The following is a 25,841-nucleotide window of genomic DNA, read 5'->3' as shown; positions in this document are numbered from 1 at the left end:
GACGAGCGGTGGTATCGAGGACGATGGACTCTGACGCGAACGCGCACGCTCTCGAGGAGAGACCGGTCGCGAACGACTCGGCGAGGGGGCTGGCGTACTGGGGTCCCGCGGTGGCGGTGAGTCTCGCGATGTTCATCGGCGTCATCGATTCGACGCTGATGAACGTCGCGATTCCGTCCATCGTCGCCGATCTCGACACGACCGTCACGGTCGTACAGGGCGCGATTTCGTTCTACGCGATGGTCATGGCGGCGCTGATTCTCCCCGGCGGTAAGCTGTCGTCGGTGTACGGGGTTCGACGGCTGATGACCGCGACGCTCCTCGTGTACGGGGTCGGGACGACGCTGGCGGCGCTGAGTTGGAACGTCGCCGTGCTCTACGTCGGCTGGTCGGTCATCGAGGGGGCCGCCGCCGCCGTGTTGCTCCCGCTGACGTTCACCGTCCTCCTCGTGAGCTACGAGGGTGCCGACCGGGCGAAAGCCCTCGGTATCCTCGCCGGCGTGAACGCGGCCGGTGCCGCGTTCGGACCGCTGTTGGGCGGCGCGGTCACGACGTTCGCGAGCTGGCGCTGGGGGTTCGGCATCGAGGTGCTAATCGTCCTCGTCGCGCTCGCGTTCACCCGATACCTCCCCGAGGAATCCCTGAGCGAGACGCCGACGAAACTGGACGTGGGCGGGACGCTCCTCTCGGTGGTGGGGACGACGGCGCTCGTCGCCGGCGTCCTGCTGGCCGGGCGCTACGGCTGGATTTCCGCCCGCCGGCCGTTCGTCGTCGGCGACGTGCAACTGGACCTGTTCGGTGCGTCTCCAACGGTCTGGCTCGTCGGGTTCGGGGCCGTCGTCTTCGCGGGCTTCGTCCAGTACGAGCGTCGCGTCGAGCGCGGGGGTGGGTCGCCACTCGTCCCGGTCCGCCTCCTGTCGAACGGCCCGTTCACCGCCGGCATCGCCACGAACGCCGCGCGGTCGCTGGTCCTCGCGGGGTTCATCTTCGTCGTTCCGGTCTTCCTCCAGTCGGGGGCCGGCTACACCGCGTTCGAAACCGGCGTCGCGATGCTCCCGTTCTCGGTCGCGACGTTCGTCGCGTCCATCTTCACGACCGGCTGGCGGCGGTTCGTCGCGCCGAAACTGCTGATTCAGGGCGGAACCGTCCTCATGGGGCTCGGCGTGCTCGCGCTCGTGTCGCAGACCGCGCTGGACGCGACGGTCGCGCAACTCGCCGTGCCGATGGCGCTCGTCGGCCTCGGTCTCGGTCTCGGTCTCGTGATGGCACAGCTCATCGACATGACGCTCTCGGCTGTCGACCAGCAGGACTCGGCGGCGGCGTCCGGCCTGCTGAACGCGACGATGATGCTCGGCTACTCGTTCGGGACCGCCATCGTGGGCACATACCTGCTCAGGCGGTTCTACGGCGGCGTCGTAGACGGCGTGTTGACCGCCGCTAACGCGGGCGTGTCGGCGAGCGAGCGAGGGGCGCTCGTCATTGCGCTCGAAGACGCCGCGGAGACGGCGACCAAAGAGACCCAGCGGGCGGTCCTCGACGGTCTCGCTCCGGCGCAGCGGGAACTGCTGGCCGACGTGTTCGACGCCGCGATAGTGCAGGCACAGCGGGAGACGCTGTTGCTCCTTGCGCTGTTCGTGTTACTCGTGCTCTTCGTTTCGGCGCTCCTCCCGGGAGATGAGACCGACAGCGGACCGCAAGCGTAGCGGTACCGCTCTCCCGAGGAACTGAACGGAATATTCGACCGACGTCGCGGTGCAATATACGCCGTGGATAAGCAGACCGTTAAACACCGAACGAGCGCTGCATCCGACTTCGAGACGTCCGCACGGCCCGATTTCAGACGGGGAGACCATCGATGGGACATCCGGCTCGTTAAAATCTTCAATTTGATAATTTGAGTCCTATAGTAGTGTGCTATTTTCAAATCACTATTTTAAACATATTATTCTATATTTCGGGAATACAAGATAGATACCCTGTATTAAGTTATTCGGGAAATCGACGGTGTTTGTCACAGATAATAGTGTTTGTTATTTACATTAGCTATAAGTTTTCTTATCCATATTTCATAACATTTACACTGTTACCTTGTTTCTATGCGATATTGTCATATTTGCATCCAGAGACTCTAAACCGTCTGATTATCGGTGGTGAAACCGAATTCGGCAGGGAAATGACATCGAAGGGAACCACAGGGAAGGGTGCGGCGGACAGAGAGGCGAACAGCAGGTGACGCAGAGACCACGGATAACATGACAGCAGGCCAACGCGCTCCTTCTGACGCTCGTGACGGTGACGGCGGCAACACCGGATGGACGGTCACTGTCGTCGTCGCCGTCCTGCTCGCCGCCGGCGCGGGCATCGCCTACCGGCGACGAGAACGCGACGAATAGCCCTGAAACGGCCCGGTTTTTTCGGTTCGTGAACAGAGTTATTAGATGACAGACACGAATGGGCGTATGAACGACCACAGCCCTCCAGACGAACTCCCGTGGCGACGACGGTACAGCCTCGTCGGCGGCCTCGTCGCGGCGGCGTTCGTCTCGTGGAGCTATCTCGACGGACGCTCGGCGATGTCGCTGACCGCGGTGTTCTTCGCCGGACTCGTCGTCGGCGCGGTGGCGAAGCGACGGCACGGAACAGCGACCGGCGTCGGTGTTCAGACGGGACTCGTCGGCGGGCTTCCCATCCTCTGGGTACTGTTCGACGTGCTCGCGTTCGCCACCGGGCTGTCCGGCCCGACGTGGTTCGTCGGCGCGGGCTGGCTGATGGCGCTCGGCGGAGTCGCCACGGTCGGCCTGCTCGGGTTCGGTCTGTCGGCGCTCCTCGGCGGCGCGGGCGCGAAAGTCGGCGCGGCGTTGACGACGTTTGACCCGCCGTCACCGACGACGACGAACGAGTGAGCGCGCCGGCGGGCGCGAACCCGCAACCGCTCCGAGTCCGTACGAGAAAATAGTCCGAGAGTGAATCCGGCGTCAGCGCTGTTCGCGCGCGGCTTCGACCGACGCGAAGAAGCCGAAGTACGCGACGACGCCCGCACCCAGACAGAGGTAAAAGGCCCACTGCGGCCCGTCGACTACGTCGAATAGGACCGAAACGACCGTCACCCACGCGAGGGCGAACAGCAGGTCGGTTAGCATTCCCGAGCGGTGTTCGCGCACGTGGGTTCGAATCGTCTCCGCGAGGCTCATCGGCGGGTCACCCCGTCGGGAGCCGCGGGTGGCGTGGTCGTCCTCGCGTGGGTCGTATCCGTCCTCGCGTGGGTCGCGTCGTGCATGCGTTACGCTTCCGCTTCTGCTTCTGTTTCCGCTTCCTTTTCGTGGACGTCGACGACGAGCACCGGAAGTCGGGTCCGCCGCAGGACGCGTTCGGTCACGCTCCCGAGGACGACCCGGGAGAGCCCGGAACGGCCGTGCGAGCCCATCACGACGAGGTCGATGTCGTTGTCCTCGACGAACTTCCTGATGGCTCGCGCCGGTTCGCCCGGGACGACGTGTTCGCGGACAGCCAGTCCGTGTTCGGCGGCGACGTCAGCGACGTAGCCCGTGGCCTTGTCGGCCGCCTCCTTCACTTCGGGCATGTCGTCGAGGTGGCCCTGCCGGATGCGGTCGACCTGTTCTGTGCCCAGCGAGTAGCTGGTGGCGTCGACGTCGACGACGTAGAGCGCGTGAACTGTCGCCCCGTACTTCGAGGCCACGTCGACCGCCTGTTCGACGGCGTACTCCGCCGCGTCGCTTCCGTCAGTCGGAACGAGGATGTGTTCGTACATTGGTTAGTCGTCCGCGGGGGACTGGCCCCCGTCGGCGCTCATGACCACGTCTTCTGCGGACTGTTGCTGGCCCATCGGTTCCGGGCTGTGGCACTGTCGAACCATCTTCTTGATTCGCTCGGGCGGTTCGTCCGTCGCCATCGAGACGGCGATGGTGATGACAAACACCAGCGGCGTGCCGACGAGTGCCGCGCCGATGGCCGGCACGAACTCGGCGAAGAGGTCGCTGAAGTGGAAGATGAGGTCGTTGACCACCGCGGCGACCCAGAGCACGAGGCCGACGCTCATACCCGCGAGCGCGCCCTGACGGTTGGTGTTCTCCCACCAGAGGCCGAGGAAGAACATCGGGAACAACACGATGGCCGCGAGCGAGAACGCGAGCGCGACCAGTTCGCCGACGAGCGCGGGCGGGTCGAACGCGGTTATCGTCACGATGACACCGAGCGCGACGATGGTCGCGCGACCGACGAACACCTGCTGGCGCTGGGTCGCGTCGGGATTGATGATGTTCGTGTAGATGTCGTGGGAGACGGCGGACGAGGCGGTGATGAACAGCCCCGCCGTCGTCGCGATGGCGGCGGCGATGCCGCCGGCCGCCACGAGGCCGACGAACCACGTCGGCAGGTTCGAAAGCTGCGCCGCGAGCACCACGATGAGGTCGCCCTCACCGCCGCTCATGCCGCCGTTGGCCGCGAACGTCGGGCCGTACTGGGAGGCGTCGTAGAGGTCGACACCGAAGGCCGCCAGCGCCGGGGCACTCCAGTACAGGAGCAGGATGAAAAACAGCCCCCAGACGGTCGACTGCCGCGCCGTCTTTTCGTTTTCGACGGTGTAGAAACGCACCAACACGTGTGGGAGGCCGCAGGTCCCGAAGATGAGCGAGAACGCCGTGGCGATCCAGAGGTAGAACCCCGCGTTGGCGAACGGTTCGGAGAACTCGGCCGACAGCTCGCCGATGAGCTGACCGTATTCGATTTGCGGGAGGACGGTCGAGTAGCCGCCGGTGAAGCCGACGACGTAGACGGCCGTCAGGAACGCCACGATGAGGATGACGTACTGGACGGCCATGTTCTTGGTCGCGCCCATCATGCCGGAGATGGTCAGGTAGCCGACCGTAATCGCCATCATGACGACGACCATCGTGACGTAGTCGGTCCCGAAGACGTACAGTCCGACGAGACCCATCCCGCGGGCCTGTCCGACCGAGTAGACGAACCCGATGAGGATGGTCGTCAGCGCGCCGATTGCCCGCGCCGTGTCGGAGTTGAACCGGTCGCCGACGAAGTCGGGAGCCGTGTACTTCCCGAACCGACGCATCTGCGCGGCTAGGAAGATGAGGAGGACGAAGTAGCCGGCTGTCCAGCCGATGATGAACGCGAGCCCGTAGAAGCCCGCGAGGGCGACTAACCCCGCCAATCCGAGGTACGACGCCGCAGACATCCAGTTCGCGCCGATTGCCATCCCGTTTTCGACGTTTCCGATCGACCGACCGGCGACCCACATCCCCTCCGTGTCGGCGACTTTGAACACGTAGCCGATGGCGAGGAACAGAGCCAACATCCCGACGACCATGATGGCCGGCACGAGTTTGAACGAGATGTTGAGCGCCTCGGGGAGCAGGTCACCCGACTGGAGGAACACGCTCGCAGTCATTCGACGCTCCCTCCGTCGGTGACGGCGGCCTCGCTTTCACTCTTCGAGCGCGACTTCGAGGCCGCGTGGTCGATGCCGTACCGCCTGTCGAGTTGGTCGCGCTTGCGGGAGTAGACGAACGCGAGGACGAGCGAACTGGTCGGCGACAACACGGCGACGAGGAAGTAGTGCGCCGGGAAGCCGATGACCGGAAGCTCCGCGGTCATCGTCGCCGGTGCGAAGTAGGTGAGCACCGGCGGTCCGAACGTGAGGAGCGCCCACGCGATGAACCCGGCCCAGATTATTTTCAGGTGGTCTCGCATGAACGGGGTGCTCGGTTTCAGCAGGTTCACCTCCCTCGACAGGTAGTCTATCTCGTCGTGTTCGGGAGCTGTGCTCCGGTCGGTGCTCGTGGTGTGTGAGTCAATTTCTGACTCGGTTGATTCGCGTGACATAGATTGTTGGTCGTCTCGTAGTTACACTCGATGCGGGCGGCCGAAGGCGGCCGCTCAGTCGCTCTGTACGCGGACTTTCGCTTCTATCTTCTCGACGATTTCGGGGTTCCGGAGCGTCGAGGTGTTACCCAGTTCCGCGCCGTTCGCCACGTCTTCGAGCAGGCGGCGCATGATTTTGCCCGAGCGCGTCTTCGGCAGTTCGGGCGTGAACACGACCTGTTCGGGTCTGGCGATGGGCCCGATAGCGTCCTCGACGCCCTCGATGATGCGCGCGCGCAGGTCCTCTCCCTCCTCGTACCCGTCTTCGGTGATGACGTAGGCGTAGACGGCCTCGCCTTTCACCTCGTGGTTGCCGCCGACGACCGCCGCCTCGGCGACGCCTTCGACGCCGACGATGGCCGACTCGATTTCCATCGTCCCGAGGCGGTGACCCGAGACGTTGATAACGTCGTCAACGCGGCCGAGCACGGTGATGTAGTCGTCGTCGTCCACTTTCGCGCCGTCCTCGGGGAAGTACACCCAGTCGTCGGGGTCGTCGCTGTCGGTGTCGGAGTACTCCTCCCAGTACTCGGAGATGTAGCGCTCGTCGTTCTTGTAGAGCGTCCGGAGCATCCCCGGCCACGGCTTGTTCACCGTGAGATAGCCCGCGCGACCGGGTTCTACTTCGTCGCCGTTGGTGTCGACGATTTGGGCGTCGATACCCGGCAGCGGCGGCCCGGCGGAGCCAGGTTTCATGTTCTTGACGCCCGGCAAGGTCGTAATCATCATACCGCCGGTCTCGGTCTGCCACCACGTGTCTACCACCGGGCAGTTCTCGTTGCCGATGTGCTCGTAGTACCACTTCCACGCGCGCGGGTTGATGGGTTCGCCCACCGTGCCGAGCAGGCGGAGACTCGACAAGTCGCGCGATTCGGGGTACTTGCTGCCCCACTTCATGAACGCGCGAATCGCCGTCGGCGCGGTGTAGAAGATATCGACGGCGTACTTCTCGACGATGTCCCACATCCGGTCGCGGTTCGGGAAGTCAGGCGTGCCCTCGTACATCACCGTCGTCGAACCGAGTGCGAGCGGCCCGTAGACGATGTAGGAGTGGCCCGTAATCCAGCCGATGTCGGCCGAACACCAGTAGGTGTCTTCTTTCTCGATGTCGAGCACGGCGTGGGAAGTCCACGTCGCGTAGGAGAGATACCCCCCGGTGGTGTGTTTGACGCCCTTCGGTTGCCCCGTCGTTCCCGACGTGTACATCAGGAACAGCATGTCCTCGGCGTCGCGCTCGACGGGGTCGATGCGCTCGCCCGCGTGCTCGTCGAGGAGGTCGTCCCAGTCGTGCTGGTTACCCTTCAGGTCGTGGCCGAAGCCGTCGTCGCCGAGGCGGTCGACGACGACCGTCGCGTCCACACCGTGGTCGACGCTGTCGAGTCCCTCGTTAGTCTTGTCGAGGTGGTCGAGGGGGTCGCCGCGGCGGTAGTAGCCGTCGCAGGTAACGAGGAATCGAGAGTCCGCGGCGTTCATCCGGGTCGCCAACGCCTCGGCGGAAAAGCCGGCGAAAACGACGTTGTGTGGCGCGCCGATGCGGGCGCAGGCCAGCATGGCGATGGGGAGTTCCGGAACCATCGGCATGTAGAGCGTGACCACGTCGTCTTCCTCGACGCCTTGCGCGCGGAGCGCCGCCGCGAACTCGTTGGCCTCGCGGTAGAGGTCCTGATACGTGTACGTCCGCGTCTCGCCGTGTTCGCCCTCCCACTTGATGGCGACGCGGTTCTTGTCGCCGTTTTCGACGTGGCGGTCCACGCAGTTGTAACAGGCGTTCAGTTCGCCGCCGGTGAACCACTCGTAGAACGGCGGGTTCGAGTCGTCCAGCACCTCGTCGTACTCTTCGTCCCAGTCGAGCAAGTCGGCGGCCCGCTCCCAGCACTCGGGCCAGTTCTCCTCGAACTCGTCGTAGATGCCGGCGTCCGAGACGTTCGCTTGTTCGACGAACTCCTCGGCGGGTTCGAACTCGTCTTGTTCTTCCAGCCGTGCCTCCAGTTCGGTGTCACCCTGTGCCATATGTCGTGTTAACGAGTCTCCACAAGGGGCATAAGTAGGGTAACTAATTATCGAAAGTTAACATCATGATTATGGATAACAGTCTAAACTCGGTATAGTAGGCCCAAGAAATGAATACAGACGGAATAAACTACTGTCTGAATCTATTAGTAATAGTTCAGTCAATAATGAACGTTCGTGTGCCAACTGGTCGCACGCCTAAGGGTTTAGGGTCGAAGCGTGTTCGTCGCTGTCGTCGTCGAAGAACGCAGTCATGAGTTTCTGCTGTGCGGTTCGGAGGTGCTGGTGGAGCGTCGGCGACGAGATGTCTATCGAATCCGCGAGGTCTTCGGCGGTACTACCGCGGGGCCACTCGAAGTACCCGGCGAGATAGGCCGCTCGCAGGACGGACTGCTGCTTGTCTGTGAGTCGCGCCACGAGCGACTCCCGAAAGTCGGCGGTGTTTCGCGTGGGCCGTTCGACCTCCTGTTTCGCGACGAGTTCGGTCGCGGGATAGGCGTCGGTCAGGTCGGACATCACGTCTCGGAGCGGCGTTTCGTTCGAGAACTCGCCGACGAAACGGGCGACGCCGTCCTCCGCGACGAACCGCGAGACGGTTCCGTCGTAGGACGTGAGCGTCGTAATCGTCGACCCCGCGGAGAGCGCGACCTCGAGGAGTGACTCCGTTCCCCGGTCACGAATGAGGCGGATGTGCTCGACTGCTGGCGTCGTTTGCAACTCGTCGAACACCGCGTCCGTCGTCGCCCCCCGAACGGTGAGAAAGCACAGCAACGACCGCTCCTCGATAGGAACGACGCCGCGGAGCCGAACCGAACAACCGAGGTCCGCGGAGAGTCCGACGAGCACGTCCTGTTGGTCCGATGATTCGAACTCCAGTTGAACGACCGTGTCGGCGAGGAGTAGCTTCCGACGCTCCGCGGCGGCGATAGCCTGTCCGACGTGGCGGCCCAACGTCACCAGTACGTCCGCCTCGGCGTCGGGGACCGCTTCGTCATCGAGCGCGACGTAGAGCGCGCCGTAGGCGGTTTCGCCGTGTACCAGCGGGACGACAGCGAGACGGCCGCTCTCGGAGTTCGGCGGCAGGTCGATACGCACGGTCTGCACGGCACCGGTATCGCACGCGCGTCGAGCGAAATCCGTGTCTCGACTGGCGAGCGATCGGCGGACCGCTTCGAGCGATTCCTCGTCGAGTCCGGCGACGGTGAGCGACGCTCGCGCATCGGTTTCGTCCGACGCTATCCAAGCGAAACGGTAGTGGCTCGAATCGGCGAGTCCGTCACAGACGGCCTGTTCGACCTCGCCTCGCGTGTTCACCCCCGAGAGTGCCGACCCGACGCTTCGGGCGGTCTCGACGACCTGACGCACTCGGTCGGATTCACCGCCTGCAGGACGCTCGCCGCTGTCGACGGCATCCGGCGACAGCGCATCGAGCACCTCGTCTTCGCTCGGTTCGTCGAGGAGCGGCGCGAGACTCTCGATTCGGTCCCACCCGCCGACTCGCATGACGACGCTCGGTGGGACGCCGTCACCGAGCATCGTTCGGGCGAAGTGCCGACGCAGGTCGCGAGTCGAAACGTCCGCCAACCCCTCGCGGCCGGTTCGTTCGGCGGCCCGCGTTCCGACCGATGCCACGAGCATCTGCAGACGCCGCGGTGTGACCGGAAGCACTCGTTCAGTCTCGTCGATGTCGGTCGTCGTGACGTACTTTCGAACGTCGTGTTCGACCTCGTTCGGCAGGTACGCCTCTCGGCCGTCGGTCGGCACAGTGAGGAAGTAGAGTTCCGTCCCCCGGTGTCGCCGCTGGGTCACGTGAGAGGGTTCGAACTGACTCATCTCGGCCGGCGTGAGTCCGACTTCCGCGCCGAGTCGAAGCACGAGGTCCTCGCGGTACGTCTCGGTCGACCGTCGCAGTTGCTCGTACCCACCCGCGGCCAACGGCGTCGGTTCGGAGGTTCCGTCCCGCATTTGTTTCGGAAGAATGTAGAAAGGCGAACTAAAGCTTCCGGTAAGACGGAGCAGTTCACACCGCAAGAACAGTAGCCCGCAGAGATAGCGCCACTTCTGGGCAGTAATTCGGTTTCGCGTTAGTAAGGTTATCCGAAACGCAACGCCGTCAGCTGTCTCGGACGATGGATTCGAGTTCGCCGACGATTTCCGGGTTCTGAAGCGCGGACGTGTCGCCGAACTCCTCGCCGTTGGTGATGTTCTCCAGAAACCGGCGCATGATCTTCCCGGACCGCGTCTTCGGGAGGTCGGGCGTGAAGATGACGGCGTCCGGCGTGGCAATCGGACCGATGCGCTCGCGGACGTGCGAGCCGATTCGCTCGCGGAGGTCGTCGTCCCCGGAGACGCTCGTCCCCAGCGTGACGTACGCGTGGATACCGCCCGCGTCGGCGTCGTCGACGCTGACGACGGCGGCCTCGACGACGCCCTCGACACCGACGATGGCCGACTCGATTTCCATCGTTCCGAGGCGGTGGCCCGAGACGTTGATAACGTCGTCCACCCGCCCGAGCACGGTGATGTAGCCGTCGTCGTCCACTTTCGCGCCGTCACCGGTGAAGTAGTGCCAGCCGTCTACGTCGAGTTTCGCCGCGTCCTCACCCCATCGGTGGCCGTGTCGGAGCGCGAGCGGCATGCCGGGCCACGGGCGCGTGAGAACCAGATAGCCGGCCTCGTTCGCAGGAACCTCCTCGCCGCGGCCGTCCACGACCCGAGCGCCAACGCCCGGGAGCGGCGGCCCGGCGGTGCCGGGCTTCATGTTCTTGACGCCCGGGAGGGTAGTTATCATCATGCCGCCGGTCTCGGTCTGCCACCACGTGTCCACGACCGGGCAGTTCTCGTCGCCGATATGCTCGTAGTACCACTTCCACGCCCGCGGGTTGATGGGTTCGCCGACGGTGCCGAGCAGGCGCAGACTCGACAGGTCGCGCGACGCCGGGAGCGACGCGTCCCACTTCATGAACGACCGAATCGCGGTCGGTGCCGTATAGAACACGTCGACGGCGTTCTCCTCGATGAGGTCCCAGATGCGGTCTTTCTCCGGGTAGTTCGGCGTACCCTCGTACATCACCGTCGTCGTGCCGAGCGCCAGCGGGCCGTAGACGACGTACGAGTGGCCGCTAATCCAGCCGATGTTCGCCGTAGAGAGATACGTGTCCTCCGGCTTGAGGTCCAACACCGTCTGCGACGTCCACGTGACGTGGGCGAGGTAGCCGCCGGTGACGTGTTCGACTCGTTTCGGTTCGCCGGTGGTCCCCGACGTGTGGATGAGAAACAGCACGTCGTCGGCCGCCCGCTCGACCGGGTCGACCTCCGCGCCGGCGTGGGCGTCGACCAGTTCGTCGTAGGTGTGCTGTCCCGCTCCGAGGTGTTCGGTCTCGCCGAGGTGCTCGACGACGACCATCTCCTCGAGGTCGTGGGCGGCCTTGAGACGGGCGTCGTCGGCCTTGCTCTTCAGGTAGATAGCGTTCCCTCTCCGGTAGTAGCCGTCGCAGGTGACGAGGAACGCCGAGTCCGCACTCTCCAGTCGGGTCGCCAACGCGTCCGCCGACAGTCCCGCGAAGACGACGTTGTGGGGCGCGCCGATGCGGGCGCACGCGAGCATGGCGATGGGCAACTCCGGAATCATCGGCATGTAGAGCGTGACCACGTCGTCTTCCTCGACGCCCTGCGCGCGGAGCGCCGCCGCGAACTCGTTGACCTCGCGGTAGAGGTCCTGATACGTGTACGTTCGCGTCTCGCCGAGGTGGCTCTCCCACTTGATGGCGACGCGGTTCTTGTCGCCGTTTTCGACGTGCCGGTCGAGACAGTTGTAGCAGGCGTTCAGCGTCCCCCCGGCGAACCACTCGAACGGGGGTTCGTCGTCGGGAAGGACCGACTCGTAGGGGTCGAACCAGTCGAGCGTCGCCGCCGCTCGCTCCCAGCAGTCCGGCCAGTTCTCCTCGAACTCGTCGTAGACGGAGTCGTCGGTGATGGTGGCCTGTTCGACGAACGACGCCGGAGGCGGTATCTCCTCGTCTTCGGCCATCCTCGTTTCGAAGTCCGGCCCACGACGGTTCGACATACAGGAGTTACGTCGGCCTCATCGCATTAAAACGTTCGTCGGTGTGCGCGACTCGGGCTACCGATGGCGTCCGCCAAGCTTCTTGTGTCAGCCAGTCCCAGCCCACGTATGCCACATCCGACCGCGTTCTCCCGGCCCATCGGGAGCGAGCGCGTCGCGGGAACCCGCGAGTCCGTCATCCGAGAGATGACCCGCGAGGCGCACGAACACGACGCCATCAACCTCTCGCAGGGCATCCCCGACGAGGACGAGACGCCGGCGAGCGTGAAGCGCGCGGCGAAAGACGCAATCGACACGTCGAGCCAGTACACCATCACGTGGGGACTCCCGGAACTCCGGGAGGCGGTGTCGGAGCGCTACGCCGAGTGGAAGGGCGTCCGCTACGACCCCGAAACGGAGGTCACCGTCACCACCGGGACGAGCGAGGCCGTCGTCTCGACGCTCCTCGCGCTCTGCGACCCCGGCGACGGCGTCATCTACTTCGAGCCGACCTACGAGAGCTACATCCCGGCCGTCCAGTTCGCCGGGGGCGAACCGATGCCGCTCGACATCACCGACGGCCTCGAACTCGACGCCGACGCGCTATGGGACGCCGCCGAAGACGCGTCCATGCTGATTCTCAACCACCCACACAACCCGACGGGGAACGTCTTTTCGCCCGCTGAACTCGAACTCGTCGCGGAGGTCGCCGCCGAGGAGGACCTCGTCGTCGTCACCGACGAGATATACGAGCACATCGTCTACGCCGACGACTACGTCAGCCCCGTCGAAATCGACGGCCTCGCCGGCCGAGCCGTCGTCTGTACGGGGCTGTCGAAGACGTACTCCGTGACGGGGTGGCGCGTCGGATTCGCGCTCGCACCCGAACCGCTGTCGGCCGAACTACGGAAAGTCCACGACTACACGAGCATCTGTGCGCCGACGCCGTTCCAGCAGGCGGGCGTGGAGGCGCTGTCGCTCCCGGCGGACTACTACGACGACCTCTCGGACTCGTACGAACGCCGCGGCGAACTGCTGTACGACGGGCTCCGGGAGGTCGGCCTCGACCCCGTGAAACCGGACGGCGCGTACTACATGCTGACGCGCTATCCGGGCGACGGCAACGACACCGAGTTCGCGCACCGACTCGTCCGCGAGGCCGGCGTCGCGGTCGTCCCCGGGAGCAGTTTCTACACCGAGGGGTCCGCGGACTGGGTCCGGTTCACCTTCTCCCGCAACGAGGCGACCATCGAGGAGGCGCTCCGGCGGCTCGACGAGAACCGCTTCTGGTAGTCCGGTGACCCGGTAGTGTCCCGGCAGCGACCCGCTCGGGACCGCGGTCAGGCGTCGTCAGCCGACGCCGCATCCGCATCCTGCGCCGAGCCCTCGGCGCGTTCGACGCCGCGAATCACGAACCGCGCGCCGGCGTCCGCGGCGTCCTCGTAACCGACCGACCAGCCGTGGGCGTCGGCGATGGTGCGGACGATTGCGAGGCCGAAGCCGGTGCCGTCGTTGGCCGTCGTGAAGCCGGATTCGAAGAGCTTCGGGCGGTCCGCCGGCGGGACGCCGGGGCCGTCGTCCTCGACGTAGAAGCCCGCATCGTCGTCGAGTCGGCCGACGGTGACGGTCACGCCGTCGCCGACGTGTTCGATGGAATTTCGAAACAGATTCTCGAAAAGCTGGAGGAGCCGGGTCCGGTCCGCCGCGAACGACGCGCTTTCGGCCACCTCGAACGCGGCCGATTTGGTGTCGACGTTCGCCCACGCCTCGGTCGCGACGGCGTCGAGCGAGACCGCCTCGCGCTCGTCGACCGTGCCGCCGCGAGCGAGCGCGAGCACGTCGGTAATAATCTCGCCCATACGCTCGTGGGCAGTCTCGATTCGCTCGACGTGGTCCGGGTCGGGGCGGTCTGCCTCCTTCACCAGTTCGAGGTAGCCCTCCGCCACGTTCAGCGGGTTTCGCAGGTCGTGCGAGACGACGTTTGCGAACGTTTCGAGCTGTTGTTCGTGTTTTCGCCGGTCGGTCACGTCGTGGGCGTTGACGACGACGCCGCCGACGACGGGGTCGTCGAGGAGGTTCCGACACCGGACGCTGAAGACGCGCCACCCGCGGGTCGAACTGCGGAACCGGAGTTCGGCGGTGGCGTCCTCGTCGGGGCGCGCCACCGCCTCCCGGAACGTCTCGACGGCGGCGTCCTCGTCGTCGGGGTGGAGGAACCGTGCGAGCGTCTGTACCTCACTCGGGTCCTCGTCGGTGCCGAGCGTCTGGGCGGCCGAGTCGCTCAGGTAGCTGACCGAGCCGTCGGCGTCGAGGACGAAGATGAGGTCGGAGGCGTTCTCCGTGAGCGCGCGAAACCACCGCTCGCGGACGCGGCGCTCGGTGATGTCGTGGAGGATGTGCAGGTGGCCGCGAATCGCGTCTCGGCCGTCGGTCACGGCCGACCTGTCGACCTCGAAGTAGCGCGCCTCGCCGTTGTCGTCGACGACTCGAATCTCCCCGCCGGTTTCGAGGGCCTCGGCGGCCTCCACGTCGAACACGTCGGCCACGGGCGTCCCCAGCGACGAGGGCTCCACGTCGAAAAGCGCCCTCGCCGACGGGTTGGTGTCGGCCAGTCGGCCCTTTCGGTCGACGACGATAACGGGGTCGGCCATCCGCTCGATGACGAGGTCCCGCGCGATAGGGCTGATATCGAGGATTCGGTACCGCGAGAGCCCGATGGCGAGCAGCGACGACGTGGCGGCGAACGAGATGGCGATGGGGTTCGCGGGCGAAAACGGCGTCCAGAGATACACCGCGCCGACGATGGGGGGAACGAGAACCGCGACGAACAGGAGGAGCGCTTGCTTTCGGTATATCTGTCGGCTCCGCAGGCAGTGGATGCCGAGGGCGACGAGCGCGGCCCCGACCGCGACGTAGCTGTAGACAATATCCACCCAGAACAGCGGTCCGTAGACGACATCGGCCGTCGTGATTCCACCGGTGGTCGAAAACGACAGCGACTCCCACAGCAGCGTGTGGAGTCCGAGCGCGTTCGTTACCGCCCCCACGACGGTCAACGTGGGCCACACGGCGAACAGCGCGGCGGTGCGGCGAGAGACCAACCGCTCGTAGCCCGCGATTTCGAGGGCGAAAAGCAGGGTGAAAAAGACCGCCGCCTCCGCGGGTATCAAGATGAGAACGAACCACAGGAGGCGGACGGACGCCGAGTCGGCGAGGAGATAAAACGCCTCGAACAGTGCCCAGCCGCCGGCGCTCAGAGAGAGGGCGACGAACCACCACCCGGTCGGTTCGTCGCGGTACTGCCAGCCGTAGCTCGCGACGCCGACGGAGATTACGGTCGCGAGGATAAGTGCACCAACGTACGGTGACAGCGAGAGAGGCACTACACTCGGTTACCCGGCTCGACCACTTAGAAACTCCAGCAGTTGGTCGGCCGTGGGTCGCCCTGACGAGGGGTTTCGCGGTCCAAAGCCTCTTAACTAACCGGTCAGTAAGCCGGGACAGAAGATGGACGCAGAGACCAGGGCCGAGATACTCGAAGCGACCAACCGGGCGCTCTGCGAACACGGGTACGCCGGCCTGACGGTGCAGCGAATCGCGGACGAGTCGTCGGTGACGAGCGCCGCGATTCACTACCACTTCGACACGAAAGAGGAGCTTCTCAACGCGTTCCTCGACGACTTAATCGAGCGGTTCGAGTCCGAGCTGTCGTGCGGCGCGTCCGACCCACGAAAGCGGCTCGACGCGGTTCTCGACGCGGTGTTCAACCCCGAGGAGCCCGACGTCGACGGCTTCCCCGTGGCGCTCATGGAGTTGAAGGCGCAAGCGCCCTACCACGAGCTGTTCCGCGAGCGCTTCCTCGACCTCGACGACGTGATGCGCGGAACCGTCGCCGACATCGTCCGCGACGGCGTCGAATCCGGGCACTTCGACGAGGCCGACCCCGAAGAGGTCGCGCGGCTCGTCACGACCATGAGCAACGGCGCGCACGCCCGCGCCGTCGCGCTCGGCGAACACCCCGCTGAGACCCGGCGGGTCGTCGAAGACGCCCTCGAACTCCACCTCGGCTGGACGCCGGCGGCGGGGGTGGACGAATGAGTCTGTTCAAGGGACAAGCGGAGCTCAATCTCACCGAGGGCGGCATCGTCAAGCCACTTCTCTATCTGTCGCTCCCCATCGTCATCACGAACCTGCTCCAGACGGCGTACAACCTCGCGGACACGTTCTGGCTCGGGCAGTACTCCACGGAGGCGCTCGCGGCAATCTCGTTCGCCTTCCCGATGGTGTTCCTCCTCATCTCGCTCGGGATGGGACTGTCCGTCGCCGGGAGCGTCCTCGTCGCCCAGCACACCGGAGCCGAGGAGACGGACAAAGCCGAGTACGCGGCCTCCCAGACCGTCACGTTCGCGTTCCTCGGGTCCACGATGCTCGGCGCGCTCGGCTATCCGCTCGTCAACCCGTTCCTCGATTTCCTCGGGGCCTCGCCGGACGTGCTCCCGGGCGCGACGGCCTACATGCAGGTCATCGCGCTCGGCCTGCCGTTCATGTTCGGCTTCTTCGTGTTCATCTCGCTGATGCGCGGGGCGGGCGACACCATCACGCCGATGCTCGTGATGTTCGGTACCGTCGTCCTCAACGTCGTCCTCGACCCGTTTTTCATCAACGGGTGGGCGCTGGGGCCGATTCAGTTCCCCGAACTCGGGATACAGGGCGCGGCCATCGCCACCGTCATCTCGCGGGTCCTCGCGATGGTCGTCGGCATCGCCATCATGGTGTCGGGCACCAGAGGCATCCAGATTCACCTCACGGACATGCGACCCGACTTCGAGTACCTGCGGAAGATTCTCCGCATCGGCGTCCCCGCCAGCATCGAGGGGACGGGTCGCGCGCTCTCCATCAACGCGCTCCTCATCGTCGTCGGCCTGTTTTCGACTTCCGTCGTCGCGGCGTTCGGTATCGGCACCCGCGTGTTCTCGGTCATCTTCCTCCCGGCTATCGCCGTCGCCCGCGGCGTCGAGACGATGTCCGGCCAGAACATCGGCGCGGGGAAGTACGACCGCGCCGAGCAGGCGAACTACGTCGCGGCCAAGGGACTGTTCTTCGTCCTCGGCCTGCTCGGACTCGCCATCTTCCTCGTTCCTGAGCCCATCGTCTCGGTGTTCACCACCGATGCGGCGGTCCTCGACGTGGGCGCGCAGTTCCTGCGGTACGTCTCGCTGTCGTTCGGCTTCATCGGTATCATGCGGGCGTTCACCGGCGGCTTCCGGGGCGCAGGCAAGACGCTCATCGCCGCGGTGATATCGGTCGTCACGCTCGCCGGCATCCGGCTTCCGGTCGCCTTCGTCGCGTCGCAGGGACTCCTGCCGACCGACTTCTGGTTCCTCGGGAGCATCGACGTGCGAGGCATCTGGATAGCGTTCTTCGTCTCGAACGTCGCGGGCGCGCTCATCGCGTGGCTCTGGTTCCGCCGGGGGACGTGGCGCGAGGGCGACGTCCGCGGGACGCCGGCCGGCGGCGAACTGGAGACCGACGACGTGGAGCTATCGAGCGGGATGGACTAATCCCGAAGAAGAGCGGTCCGGCCGAACCCGCTACTCCACCGAGATACTGAACCCGGAAAGCGAGTCCTTCGCGTCCTTGACGAACCGATGTTTCCCCGTGATGCGGGCCGACCCGGTGATGAGCGGCGTCGTCAGCGTCACGCCGTCGCGTTCGTCGGCCGCGACGAGTCTACCTTCGAAGCGCGTGCCGACGATGCTCTCGTGGAGGTACGACTCGCCGATGTCGAGCGCGCCGGCGTCGTGGAGGAGCGTCATCTTCGCGCACGTCCCGGTCCCGCACGGCGAGCGGTCGACCTGTCCCTCGCCGAAGACGACGATACTCCGGTCTACGTCCTCGGGCGTGCCGTATATCTCGGTAATCGAGACCGAGCCCTCCTCGCCAGTGAGCGGATGGACGATATCGAGGCGCTCGTTGACGGCGTCGCGGATTTCGAGGCCCCAATCGACGAACGTCGCCGCGTGCTGTGGTTCGACGGGCAGGTCGAGGTGGTCGCTGTCGACCAGCGCGAAGAAGTTGCCCGCGTAGACGACGTCGACGGGGAGCGGCGAGTCGAGAAACGAGACCGGAACGGTCGCCTCGTCGTAGACGAACGACCGGACGTTCTCTATCGTGACGCGCTCGACGCCGCCGTCGGACGCGTATTCGGGCGTCGCCTCGACGAGTCCGGCCGGCGTCTCGACGCGGACGGTCTCGCGTCGGTCGAGTCGGCCCAGTTCGAGGAGCGCGGAGACGACGCCGATGGTCCCGTGGCCGCACATGTCGAGGTAGCCCCGACTGTCCATGAAGAAGACGCCCACGTCCGCGTCGGGATGGTCGGAATCGACGACGACGGCCCCGAACATGTCGTCGTGGCCACGAGGCTCTCGCATTAGCAGGTCGCGCACCCAGTCGTGGGTCTCGGTGAACGAATCGCGGCGCTCCCGAACGGAGTCGCCCACGAGCGCCGAGCGGTCGATACCGTCGACGACGATGCGGGTCGGCTCGCCCTCGGTGTGCGTGTCGATGGTCGTAAACGACGCGTCCGTGGTGAGTTCGTCGAACTCGAACTCACTTTCGTCCGCGAGGTCGTCGGCCGTGGGGTCTCCGTTCATTCGTCCACCAGTTCGAGCCGGGCGATTTGCTCGTCGGACCAGTCGTAATGCGGCTCGTCAATCGCTCGGAGCGACCGCACGCACTCGTTGTAGCGGCGGCGGGCAATCGGCGCATAGGGGTCGTCGGGATTTGCGCGAATCCACTCGCGGAGGTCGGAGAGCGCCCGCGGCGAGTAGCTATCGACGTCGTCCTGTTCCCGTAAGAGCGCGAGTTTGCGCTCCTCGGTGCGGAGCGACCTGACGAGGACCGCGGCCGCGACGCCGGGCAACAGGAGGAGCGAGACGAGCATCGAGACCCACGTGAGCGTCGACAGCGCCATCTCAGTCGTCACCTCCTGGGACCGCCGCGGAACCGGACGGTGGCTCGTCGCCGACGACGCTCATCACGAGCGTGCTCACGACGACGAGCGCGGCCATGAACGCGACGCCGAGCAGCATCAACCGCTGGTTCGCGGTCCCGATGCTGGAGTAGACGCCGTAGCCGAGGATGAACACCATCACGACGGGGATGACGTACTTCACGACCGGATTCCACCACGAGCCGACGTAGATGCCGGCGTTACGGTTGAGGTCGAGGACGCGGGCGCGCTCGGGGCCGAACTTCCACGCGACGAGCGCGATGATAGAGAGCGTCGCGAGCGGGAGGCCGAAGCTCCCGAACATGAAGTCCATCCGCCCGAGGAACGCCGACGAGTAGGCGCTCGGGAGGCCGAACAGCCAGATAGCGCCGCAGGATGCGAGCACGGCACCCGTCCGAGAGAGCCGCGTCTCTTCCGAAACGGTGGTGACGGCGACTTCGGTGATGCCGAGACCGGAGGTGAACGTCGCGAAGAAGAAGGAGACGAAGAACACGATAGCCCACAGACTCCCGCCGGGGAGTTCGGGGAACATCTGCGCCATCGAGATGAAAAGCAGGTTGGATCCGGCGCTCGGTTCGAGTCCGAACGCGAAGACGACAGGGAACGTGGCGAACACCGCGAGCAGGCCGATACTCGTGTTTCCGATGGCGGTGAACAGGCCGCCGCCGAGCGGCACGTCGTCGTACCGGCTGAGGTAGCTCCCGTAGGTCAGCGCGATACCCCACCCGAGACCCGTCGAGAACAGCGCCTGACTGAGCGCCGCGACCCACGTACTGCCGCGGGTGAGGTAGCCCCAATCTGGCGTGAAGACGAACGCGATGCCCTTCATGCCGCCAGGGAGTGTGACGCCGCGAATCGAGACGGCCACGAGCGCGATGACGAGCAACGGAATCATCCATTTCACGACGCGCTCGATGCCCCGGCGGATGCCGAACACGAGGACGCCGGCCAGACCGGCCATCGTCACCGTGTGCATCCCGACGACGAGCGCCGGATTGTTGATGAAGCCCTCCCAGAACGCCTGCGGCTGGAACCCTGGTTGGGTAAATGTCATGAGCATCGAGTGGCCGGCGTAGTAGAGCGCCCAGCCGATGATGGGCGCGTAGTACGACATCAGCGCCACGTTGACGACGAGGACCACGAGGCCGAGACCCTGCGCCCGCTTGCTCCCGAGGACCTTCCTGAACGCCCCGATGACTCCGTGGTTCGTGTAGCGGCCGATCATCGTCTCGGCCATCAACCCGGGGACCGCGATGAGGTACAACAGGAGGATGTAGGCCACGAGGAAGGCACCGCCGCCGTTTTCGCCCGTCGTAAACGGCATGCGCCAGATGTTGCCCGCGCCCACCATCGCGCCGAGCATCGCCATGAGGAAGCCGAACCGGCTTCCCCACTCCTCTCTCGCCGTTCTCGCCTCTGAGTCTGACATGATAATCCTACCCAGACCCTTGAACAGAAGGTAGTTATACGGATGTGCTACTATGGTCGGGGTCGTCAATAGAAAATGTATGTGAACTCTGTTATGATTAATTTTATAATTCGACTACATCCGGATAGCAAGCCACTTCAGGACCTCTATTATGAGATTGAGAATCCGGTAGCAAACATCAACGGCTGGGAAGTTTCGGTCCAAATCATCGGTCGGCCTGTATCATAGTCGGGGATGTGTATATAACCACGAAGCGGACACCACCGGCATGGTCACGACTAGCGACGAGCGGGCCGAAGGCGACCGGACGCCGGGAGACGAGCCCGGGACGAACCACGAGTCGGAAGCACGTCGGTGCGCGTGAGAGACGACCAGACGGACGAGCGGACGGACGAACTCGAACGGGCGGTACTCGCGCTTCTCGACCGCCGAGGGGCGACGCCGATAGACGAGATACTCTCCGGAGTGGACGGACATCCTATCGAGATAGAACACGCCTGTAGCCGACTCCAGCAGGCGGGCGAACTCCGAAGCCGGAGTTGCGGCGTGTACGCTCGCTCGACCTCTCACGAGGGCTACCCTCCCATGGACAGACACTAGTATAACTCGCACTCCACCGAGGACTCAGCCATGACGAACTCAGCCACGGAGCGACTGTCGGCCCAACGATGCCCGGAGTGCGGTTCGGAGACACAGACGCGACACAGAATCGAACGCTGTACTGACTGTACGTGGCGCGCGCCACAGGGGGCCGACTGAACGAAAAGACGCTGTCGGTACCGCGGACGCGACCCGTCGAACCGACACCACCGTGTCCGGAGTAAACCGGTGGGAAAGTTATCGAATCGAATAACGAGCGGCGTCGCGGCGTTACGGAGTTGACTCCGCGTACTGGTTGAGGAGTTTCGCCTCGGCCTTCCGGAGATGTTCGAGCAGCGTAGTTTTCGAGATGTCGAGTTCGTCGGCCAGTTCCCGCGTCGTCGTCGCCCGCGGCCACGTGTAGTAGTCGCGCCGACAGGCCAGTTCGAACACCTCACGCTGGCGGTTCGAGAGCTTGTCCAGTTGGTGCGAGACGTGGTTTTTCGCGCCGGCGACGGAAGTGACCTTGGTGACGATGATTTCGGCCTGATTCGCCGCCTCCAGCGAGTCGAGGCGTTCGCGGAGGTCGGCCCGGTCGGCGGTGTCGATGACCGGCCAGTACTCCCAGCCGTCGTCGACGCGGACGGGCGCGTCGTGGACGAAGCCGTGTGATAGAAGCGAGTCGGTCATGCTGTTTTCGGGGTCGTACTCGACCATCAACTCCCGCGTCGTGTTGCCGACGTTCGACGCGCCGTTGTCGAACTCGTGGCGGGGGCTCAACTCGGAGACGGAGTCAGTCAACCGCGACCGCTCGGTCGCGCGGACGAAGTCGTCGATGTCCTCGACCCGGTCGGCGTAGACCGTGAAGTGTCCCTTGACCGTGTCTTCGGGCGTGTTGTACACGGTGTGGGCGGTGACCCCGGCGTCGACGTTGTCCGTCACTTCCAGCGTCCAGCAGTCCGGGTGCCAGACCTTGAGCGTGAGTCTGGTCGGGCCCGTGAGTTCGGAATCCGGTGCGCTAGCGTTCGACATGCGGCGACGATTACTCTCCCGTCTGGTATATATCCGACCGACCATGGGAGGCCGACATATCGAATGCGACCGCCCGTGGTCACCGACGGCTCCGAACCGAATCCACGTATCAAATCCGAGAACAGACCAGTCGGTGCGACCACAACCACCGGCTCGGGAGACACCGAACCGTCGACTGTCACCGGGTCTGCGTTCCGGCAGAGAAGCGTTGATGACGACCGTTCGATAGGGCGAGTGAATGCCCGCAGACACCCTCAAGACGTTATGGGTGCCCGGCGATGGGAGGGCGCTATCGAACGACCAGTGGCGTCGACGGTCGTGTTCGGTACCCGCGGTTCTCACTCCAGCGTGAGCGAGAAGCCCCACGTCGCCTCTCGTCTGTCGTCGTCAGACCCCGAGAGCCCGCCGGTGGCGAAGTCCGCCTCGAAGCGGAACTCGCCGACCGGGAGACAGCTCGCCTCTTCGTCCTCAGACTGCGCGACACCGTAGAGGTTCAGCAGTTCCGACCGCGACTCGCCGGGTTCGAGCGAGAGAATCCGGTACTCCTCGGTCACGGCGATGTGGTCTTCGAGCCGCCAACAGCCCGCCTCCGCGGGATACTCGCCGTCCGCGGGGAGGAAGATGAGGTCGTTCGTCGTGTCCGAGACGTACTGGAAGAAGACGGTTCTCCCCTCGCCGACTTCGACGACCTCGTCGCCGGTGTTCGTCAGCGTGATGCGGACCTGCGGCGGGTGGTCGTCGTTTGCGAGGTCCTCCGTTATCTCGACGTCGTGTTCGACGGGCACGTCGGGGGCGTCGTCGACGCCGACGAGCGAGATGCCGGGGCCGCCGGACGGGCGGGTGCCGCCGGTTCCGTCGTCGGTGCCGTTTCCGTCCGGGAGGTCGTCTGTCGTGTCCGTCGGCTCGTCAGTCGTCGTGTCAGTCGATTCGTCGTCAGTCGTCGCGCCGTCGTCCGACCCGCCGTCGCCGACACAGCCGGCGAGGAGACCGAACGAGAGGAGGGCGGTCGAACCGAGGAACGTGCGTCGTGTCAGGGACATACCCGTTACTCGTCGCGGACGCGAATAACCCTACGCGAGAGTCAAATCGCGATTTGAGTCACGGGGCGGCGTCGCGGTGGCTCCGGTAGTACTCCCACTCAGCATCGGTGCCGTAGTGGACGACCAAGTCGGTCGCGGTCTGTTCGGCGACCCCCGACGCGCGCCTGAGCGCGGCGGTGTCCCGCTCGAGCACCGCGGCCGCGACGGCGTCCGCGCTCTCGAAGTGCTCGAAGAGCGCCCGAGAGACGCGGTCGCCGGCGTTCGGAACCGGCGCGCAGGCCGTCCGGATGCGCGCCCGTTCGGCCCGGTCGTCCACGCGCTCGACCCACGTCTGTGTCCACGCGGCGACCGCCTCGCGCTCGGCGTCGGACGCCGGCGGCTCGAACTCGCGGACCGAGTCGTCGACGACGCCACCGAATCGGGCCGAGACGGAGAGTCCGCCCGGATGTGGGAGAACGTGCACGCCCGGCGAGTCGCCGGAGTCGATACCGACGAGCACCGCGGGGATGGACTTCTCGAAGCGGAGCGCGAAGTTCGCCGGCCGCGGCTCGCCGGGCGGGTAGATGACCCACTCGTCGCTCGGCAGGTCGACGCGCTCGGGGAGCCAGCCGAGCTCGTCGCTCTCGGCGGGGGCGGCGTCCTCAGTCGCCGGGTCTGTGTCGCGTGTCACGTCGGTCCCTCGGGTCAGAGGCGTCGGAAATCGACGCCGTTCGTCGCGTGGACGGACTGACCGTGCGCTGATAAGACACGCGGTTGAGACTGCCAGGCGACGCTGACTGTCACCATCGGTGACCAGTTGCCGACCGGAAACCGCGATTACTCACACCCGGTCGCTCAAGTATGTCCAGCACGAACGCGCTTCTATGCCCGTCGTAGAAGTCAATCTCCCGGACGAACTGCTCGTCGAGTTCGAACAGCTCGTCGACGAAGAATTCATCAGCGAAGAACAGGCCGTCGAGGAGCTCCTCTCGATGGGAATGGACGCCTACGGTGCCCCCGTCGACGACGAGGACGGCGTCCAGTCCGACTTCGTCCAGAGCGCCCAGAACAACCTCTTCGACACCGCCGGCGACCCCGGCGGCCTCGACGACGACGTGCTCTGAGGCGACGACGCTCCGCCTGACCCCCGGTATGCTGTGGATAACCACCGCCGAACCGTCGGTTTGCTCGACTCTCACGAATCGAATCCAGTCGGGCGCGTTCGAATCCACAGTTCGGCCGCCACCGCGACGCACCCCCAACGGCGCAGTCTGACCCCGTCGCGGACGGCCGCCGGCGCTCCGACCGCCGAGTCGAGCGGTCAGAACCGACTCCCGTCAGCGACCCTGAATCCGTTAGCGAACCCATACTAATTCCGTCACCGCGCGACGCTTCAGGCATGTCCAAACGCGCGAACGCCCGGGAATCGGTACTCGTTCCATCGGGCAACTACACCTGCGTCCGGTCGCTCGGCGAGCGGGGTGTCCACACGGTCATGGCCTCGGAACACGACGACACGCCGGCGGCCTCGTCCCGATTCTGCGACGAACTCGTCCGCATTCCCGCCCCGAAAGACGACCTCGTCGCCTACAAGGACGCCCTCGTCGGCATCGCCGCCCGTCCGGACGTGAAGACCATCATTCCGACGCGACCGGAAGACGGCTACGTCTTCTCGAAGTACCTCGACGAGTTCGAGCAGTACGTCGACCTCGTCGTCCCCGACTTCGAGACGCTCCGCCGGGTCCACGACCGAAAGCTCCTCTACGAGGCCGCCGTCGAGGCCGGCGTCCCCATGCCGCGGACCCGCCTGTTCAGCGAGGTCGAGGCGTTCGACGAGCCTTCGATTATCAAGCCGCGGTACAACGTCGTCGCCGGCGAGTACGTCGAGAGCTACGACCCCCACGAGTACGACATCGTCAAGAGCGTCCGCCACGTCCGCCCCGGCGACCGCCCAGATCCTGGCGAGATATACGCCGAGATGAAACACGACCCCATCGTGCAGGACTACGTCCCGACCGAGGACAAGTACATGTTCGCGGCGCTGTACGACCACGGCGAGCCACTCGCGACGTTCCAACACCTCCAGATTCGCGGGAACTCCTACACCGGCGGCGGCGGCGTCTACCGGACTTCGGTGTACGACCCCGAACTCGAATCCGTCGCGCGGAAGCTCCTCGGTCACATCGACTGGCACGGCCTCGCATGCATCGAGTACCTCAAGGACGCCGAGACGGGCGAGTTCAAACTCATCGAAATCAACCCCCGGATGTGGCAGTCGCTCCCCTCGACCGTCCGCGCCGGGGCCGACTTCCCGTACTACTACTGGTTGCAGGCGACCGGGCAGAAACACCGCATCGAACCCGGCTACGAACTCGGCGTCGGCACCCACTACCTCTGGGGCGAACTCGGCTACGTGATGAGCGTCCGCCGCGACGACTCGCCGCTCGTCGAGCGCCCGTCGTTCGTCAAGACCGTCTGGGAGGTCGCGTCCTCCATCTACCACGAGCCGAGATTCGACCTCGCGCGCCTCGACGACCCGGTTCCCTTCGCCCGCTACGTACACCACGCGCTGTTCAACCGCGGGGACGACGAAGCCGACGAGGAATCGACCGCCGACCGCGACGGTGACGGAGGCGAATCGGAAGAACCGAGAACCGGTATCACGCTGACGCCGGGACTCAACTTCAGAGGTCGCTGAGTCGGCCGGGCGTCGTGGCGTCGCCGTGATTTCAGTCGGGATGCGACTTTTGCGAAAATTCAGTTGACAGGTGTGCGCAAGCAGTAGACGAGGCCAACGACTCGGCTCGAACACCCCAGAGA

At 65.2% G+C, this 25,841-nt stretch carries 23 protein-coding genes; 9 read left to right on the top strand and 14 right to left on the bottom strand.

The annotated features are described in order from the left end of the window. Positions 1-23 precede the first annotated feature (23 nt). From C5B90_RS17400 to C5B90_RS17395, 3 genes are all read left to right on the top strand, one after another. A complete protein-coding gene (locus tag C5B90_RS17400; protein ID WP_115883219.1) occupies positions 24-1,703 on the top strand; it encodes an MFS transporter in 1,680 nt (559 codons plus the stop codon). A 549-nt stretch (positions 1,704-2,252) separates the two neighbouring features. Continuing rightward, positions 2,253-2,393 carry a hypothetical protein gene (locus C5B90_RS20605; RefSeq protein ID WP_158547235.1) on the top strand — a complete coding sequence of 47 codons (141 nt, stop codon included), beginning with the start codon at positions 2,253-2,255 and terminating at the stop codon, positions 2,391-2,393. Positions 2,394-2,459: 66 nt separating this feature from the next. After that, positions 2,460-2,903, top strand: a complete 444-nt coding sequence (locus C5B90_RS17395) for a DUF5518 domain-containing protein (protein WP_115883218.1) — start codon at positions 2,460-2,462, stop codon at positions 2,901-2,903. 72 nt (positions 2,904-2,975) lie between these two features. Here the strand turns inward: C5B90_RS17395 and C5B90_RS17390 are convergent, their stop codons facing one another. The 7 genes from C5B90_RS17390 to acs (C5B90_RS17360) form a co-directional block, all read right to left on the bottom strand. Then, a complete protein-coding gene (locus C5B90_RS17390) occupies positions 2,976-3,191 on the bottom strand; it encodes a hypothetical protein (protein WP_042662661.1) in 216 nt (71 codons plus the stop codon). Positions 3,192-3,280: 89 nt separating this feature from the next. After that, positions 3,281-3,769 (bottom strand): universal stress protein, encoded by a 489-nt coding sequence (locus C5B90_RS17385; RefSeq protein ID WP_115883217.1) that lies wholly within the window; start codon positions 3,767-3,769, stop codon positions 3,281-3,283. Between the two features lie 3 nt (positions 3,770-3,772). Then, positions 3,773-5,422, bottom strand: coding sequence for a VC_2705 family sodium/solute symporter (locus C5B90_RS17380; RefSeq protein ID WP_115883216.1), 1,650 nt, complete (start codon positions 5,420-5,422; stop codon positions 3,773-3,775). Continuing rightward, positions 5,419-5,856, bottom strand: a complete 438-nt coding sequence (locus tag C5B90_RS17375) for a DUF4212 domain-containing protein (protein WP_115883215.1) — start codon at positions 5,854-5,856, stop codon at positions 5,419-5,421. Before C5B90_RS17375 ends, C5B90_RS17380 begins: the two co-directional genes overlap by 4 nt. 54 nt (positions 5,857-5,910) lie before the next feature. After that, positions 5,911-7,905 carry an acetate--CoA ligase gene (gene acs / locus C5B90_RS17370; protein WP_115883214.1) on the bottom strand — a complete coding sequence of 665 codons (1,995 nt, stop codon included), beginning with the start codon at positions 7,903-7,905 and terminating at the stop codon, positions 5,911-5,913. A gap of 198 nt (positions 7,906-8,103) precedes the next feature. Beyond that, positions 8,104-9,870: a bacterio-opsin activator domain-containing protein gene (locus tag C5B90_RS17365; RefSeq protein ID WP_115883213.1), complete on the bottom strand. Its 1,767-nt coding sequence runs from the start codon at positions 9,868-9,870 to the stop codon at positions 8,104-8,106. Between the two features lie 148 nt (positions 9,871-10,018). Next, positions 10,019-11,935: an acetate--CoA ligase gene (acs, locus tag C5B90_RS17360; RefSeq protein WP_115883291.1), complete on the bottom strand. Its 1,917-nt coding sequence runs from the start codon at positions 11,933-11,935 to the stop codon at positions 10,019-10,021. A gap of 144 nt (positions 11,936-12,079) precedes the next feature. Here acs (C5B90_RS17360) and C5B90_RS17355 point away from each other — a divergent pair, with 144 nt between their 5' ends. Continuing rightward, the gene (locus tag C5B90_RS17355; protein ID WP_115883212.1) at positions 12,080-13,243 is read left to right on the top strand and encodes a pyridoxal phosphate-dependent aminotransferase; all 1,164 of its coding nucleotides are present in this window, start codon (positions 12,080-12,082) and stop codon (positions 13,241-13,243) included. Between the two features lie 47 nt (positions 13,244-13,290). On the opposite strand, the gene C5B90_RS17350 is transcribed toward C5B90_RS17355, so the two are convergent. Beyond that, on the bottom strand, positions 13,291-15,333 hold the full coding sequence (locus tag C5B90_RS17350) for a histidine kinase N-terminal 7TM domain-containing protein (RefSeq protein ID WP_115883211.1): 2,043 nt from the start codon (positions 15,331-15,333) through the stop codon (positions 13,291-13,293). Between the two features lie 124 nt (positions 15,334-15,457). On the opposite strand from C5B90_RS17350, the gene C5B90_RS17345 reads away from it, so the two are divergent. Together C5B90_RS17345 and C5B90_RS17340 are read left to right on the top strand one after the other, a co-directional pair. Continuing rightward, entirely contained in the window at positions 15,458-16,048 is a 591-nt protein-coding gene (locus tag C5B90_RS17345) for a TetR/AcrR family transcriptional regulator (RefSeq protein ID WP_115883210.1), read from the top strand. Continuing rightward, positions 16,045-17,511: an MATE family efflux transporter gene (locus tag C5B90_RS17340; RefSeq protein ID WP_115883209.1), complete on the top strand. Its 1,467-nt coding sequence runs from the start codon at positions 16,045-16,047 to the stop codon at positions 17,509-17,511. The genes C5B90_RS17345 and C5B90_RS17340 overlap by 4 nt, the downstream gene beginning before the upstream one ends. A gap of 30 nt (positions 17,512-17,541) precedes the next feature. Here the strand turns inward: C5B90_RS17340 and C5B90_RS17335 are convergent, their stop codons facing one another. From C5B90_RS17335 to C5B90_RS17325, 3 genes are read right to left on the bottom strand one after another with little or no spacing between them, the layout of a single operon-like run. After that, entirely contained in the window at positions 17,542-18,603 is a 1,062-nt protein-coding gene (locus C5B90_RS17335) for a proline racemase family protein (RefSeq protein WP_115883208.1), read from the bottom strand. After that, a complete protein-coding gene (locus C5B90_RS17330; protein WP_004977992.1) occupies positions 18,600-18,923 on the bottom strand; it encodes a hypothetical protein in 324 nt (107 codons plus the stop codon). Before C5B90_RS17330 ends, C5B90_RS17335 begins: the two co-directional genes overlap by 4 nt. 1 nt (position 18,924) lies before the next feature. Then, positions 18,925-20,391 carry a sodium-dependent transporter gene (locus C5B90_RS17325; RefSeq protein WP_115883207.1) on the bottom strand — a complete coding sequence of 489 codons (1,467 nt, stop codon included), beginning with the start codon at positions 20,389-20,391 and terminating at the stop codon, positions 18,925-18,927. 360 nt (positions 20,392-20,751) lie between these two features. On the opposite strand from C5B90_RS17325, the gene C5B90_RS17320 reads away from it, so the two are divergent. After that, the gene (locus tag C5B90_RS17320) at positions 20,752-20,991 is read left to right on the top strand and encodes a hypothetical protein (RefSeq protein ID WP_233512095.1); all 240 of its coding nucleotides are present in this window, start codon (positions 20,752-20,754) and stop codon (positions 20,989-20,991) included. A 270-nt stretch (positions 20,992-21,261) separates the two neighbouring features. Here the strand turns inward: C5B90_RS17320 and C5B90_RS17315 are convergent, their stop codons facing one another. From C5B90_RS17315 to C5B90_RS17305, 3 genes are all read right to left on the bottom strand, one after another. Then, positions 21,262-22,002, bottom strand: a complete 741-nt coding sequence (locus tag C5B90_RS17315) for a helix-turn-helix domain-containing protein (protein WP_115883205.1) — start codon at positions 22,000-22,002, stop codon at positions 21,262-21,264. Positions 22,003-22,340: 338 nt separating this feature from the next. After that, positions 22,341-23,042, bottom strand: coding sequence for a hypothetical protein (locus tag C5B90_RS17310; protein WP_115883204.1), 702 nt, complete (start codon positions 23,040-23,042; stop codon positions 22,341-22,343). Between the two features lie 58 nt (positions 23,043-23,100). Further along, on the bottom strand, positions 23,101-23,712 hold the full coding sequence (locus tag C5B90_RS17305) for a hypothetical protein (protein WP_115883203.1): 612 nt from the start codon (positions 23,710-23,712) through the stop codon (positions 23,101-23,103). A gap of 193 nt (positions 23,713-23,905) precedes the next feature. Between C5B90_RS17305 and C5B90_RS17300 the strand changes: the two genes are divergently transcribed. Together C5B90_RS17300 and C5B90_RS17290 are read left to right on the top strand one after the other, a co-directional pair. After that, on the top strand, positions 23,906-24,145 hold the full coding sequence (locus C5B90_RS17300; protein ID WP_004978002.1) for a hypothetical protein: 240 nt from the start codon (positions 23,906-23,908) through the stop codon (positions 24,143-24,145). A gap of 275 nt (positions 24,146-24,420) precedes the next feature. Beyond that, the gene (locus tag C5B90_RS17290) at positions 24,421-25,719 is read left to right on the top strand and encodes a carboxylate--amine ligase (RefSeq protein WP_115883201.1); all 1,299 of its coding nucleotides are present in this window, start codon (positions 24,421-24,423) and stop codon (positions 25,717-25,719) included. Positions 25,720-25,841: the final 122 nt, after the last annotated feature.

This window comes from Haloferax sp. Atlit-12N (assembly GCF_003383095.1).
Lineage (GTDB): Archaea > Halobacteriota > Halobacteria > Halobacteriales > Haloferacaceae > Haloferax.
Note: the sequence above shows the minus strand (reverse complement) of the source record. Positions and strands in the feature narration are given on the sequence as shown.

Bases quoted from the DNA above. Each gene is read 5' to 3' on its own strand.
- C5B90_RS17300 (WP_004978002.1), top strand. From the start codon at position 23,906: ATGCCCGTCGTAGAAGTCAATCTCCCGGACGAACTGCTCGTCGAGTTC.
- C5B90_RS17355 (WP_115883212.1), top strand. From the start codon at position 12,080: ATGCCACATCCGACCGCGTTCTCCCGGCCCATCGGGAGCGAGCGCGTC.
- C5B90_RS17400 (WP_115883219.1), top strand. From the start codon at position 24: ATGGACTCTGACGCGAACGCGCACGCTCTCGAGGAGAGACCGGTCGCG.
- C5B90_RS17365 (WP_115883213.1), bottom strand. From the start codon at position 9,870: ATGCGGGACGGAACCTCCGAACCGACGCCGTTGGCCGCGGGTGGGTAC.
- C5B90_RS17380 (WP_115883216.1), bottom strand. From the start codon at position 5,422: ATGACTGCGAGCGTGTTCCTCCAGTCGGGTGACCTGCTCCCCGAGGCG.
- C5B90_RS17340 (WP_115883209.1), top strand. From the start codon at position 16,045: ATGAGTCTGTTCAAGGGACAAGCGGAGCTCAATCTCACCGAGGGCGGC.
- C5B90_RS17345 (WP_115883210.1), top strand. From the start codon at position 15,458: ATGGACGCAGAGACCAGGGCCGAGATACTCGAAGCGACCAACCGGGCG.
- C5B90_RS17335 (WP_115883208.1), bottom strand. From the start codon at position 18,603: ATGAACGGAGACCCCACGGCCGACGACCTCGCGGACGAAAGTGAGTTC.
- C5B90_RS17310 (WP_115883204.1), bottom strand. From the start codon at position 23,042: ATGTCCCTGACACGACGCACGTTCCTCGGTTCGACCGCCCTCCTCTCG.
- acs (WP_115883291.1), bottom strand. From the start codon at position 11,935: ATGGCCGAAGACGAGGAGATACCGCCTCCGGCGTCGTTCGTCGAACAG.
- acs (WP_115883214.1), bottom strand. From the start codon at position 7,905: ATGGCACAGGGTGACACCGAACTGGAGGCACGGCTGGAAGAACAAGAC.
- C5B90_RS17375 (WP_115883215.1), bottom strand. From the start codon at position 5,856: ATGTCACGCGAATCAACCGAGTCAGAAATTGACTCACACACCACGAGC.
- C5B90_RS20605 (WP_158547235.1), top strand. From the start codon at position 2,253: ATGACAGCAGGCCAACGCGCTCCTTCTGACGCTCGTGACGGTGACGGC.
- C5B90_RS17385 (WP_115883217.1), bottom strand. From the start codon at position 3,769: ATGTACGAACACATCCTCGTTCCGACTGACGGAAGCGACGCGGCGGAG.
- C5B90_RS17330 (WP_004977992.1), bottom strand. From the start codon at position 18,923: ATGGCGCTGTCGACGCTCACGTGGGTCTCGATGCTCGTCTCGCTCCTC.
- C5B90_RS17395 (WP_115883218.1), top strand. From the start codon at position 2,460: ATGAACGACCACAGCCCTCCAGACGAACTCCCGTGGCGACGACGGTAC.
- C5B90_RS17390 (WP_042662661.1), bottom strand. From the start codon at position 3,191: ATGAGCCTCGCGGAGACGATTCGAACCCACGTGCGCGAACACCGCTCG.
- C5B90_RS17325 (WP_115883207.1), bottom strand. From the start codon at position 20,391: ATGTCAGACTCAGAGGCGAGAACGGCGAGAGAGGAGTGGGGAAGCCGG.
- C5B90_RS17315 (WP_115883205.1), bottom strand. From the start codon at position 22,002: ATGTCGAACGCTAGCGCACCGGATTCCGAACTCACGGGCCCGACCAGA.
- C5B90_RS17290 (WP_115883201.1), top strand. From the start codon at position 24,421: ATGTCCAAACGCGCGAACGCCCGGGAATCGGTACTCGTTCCATCGGGC.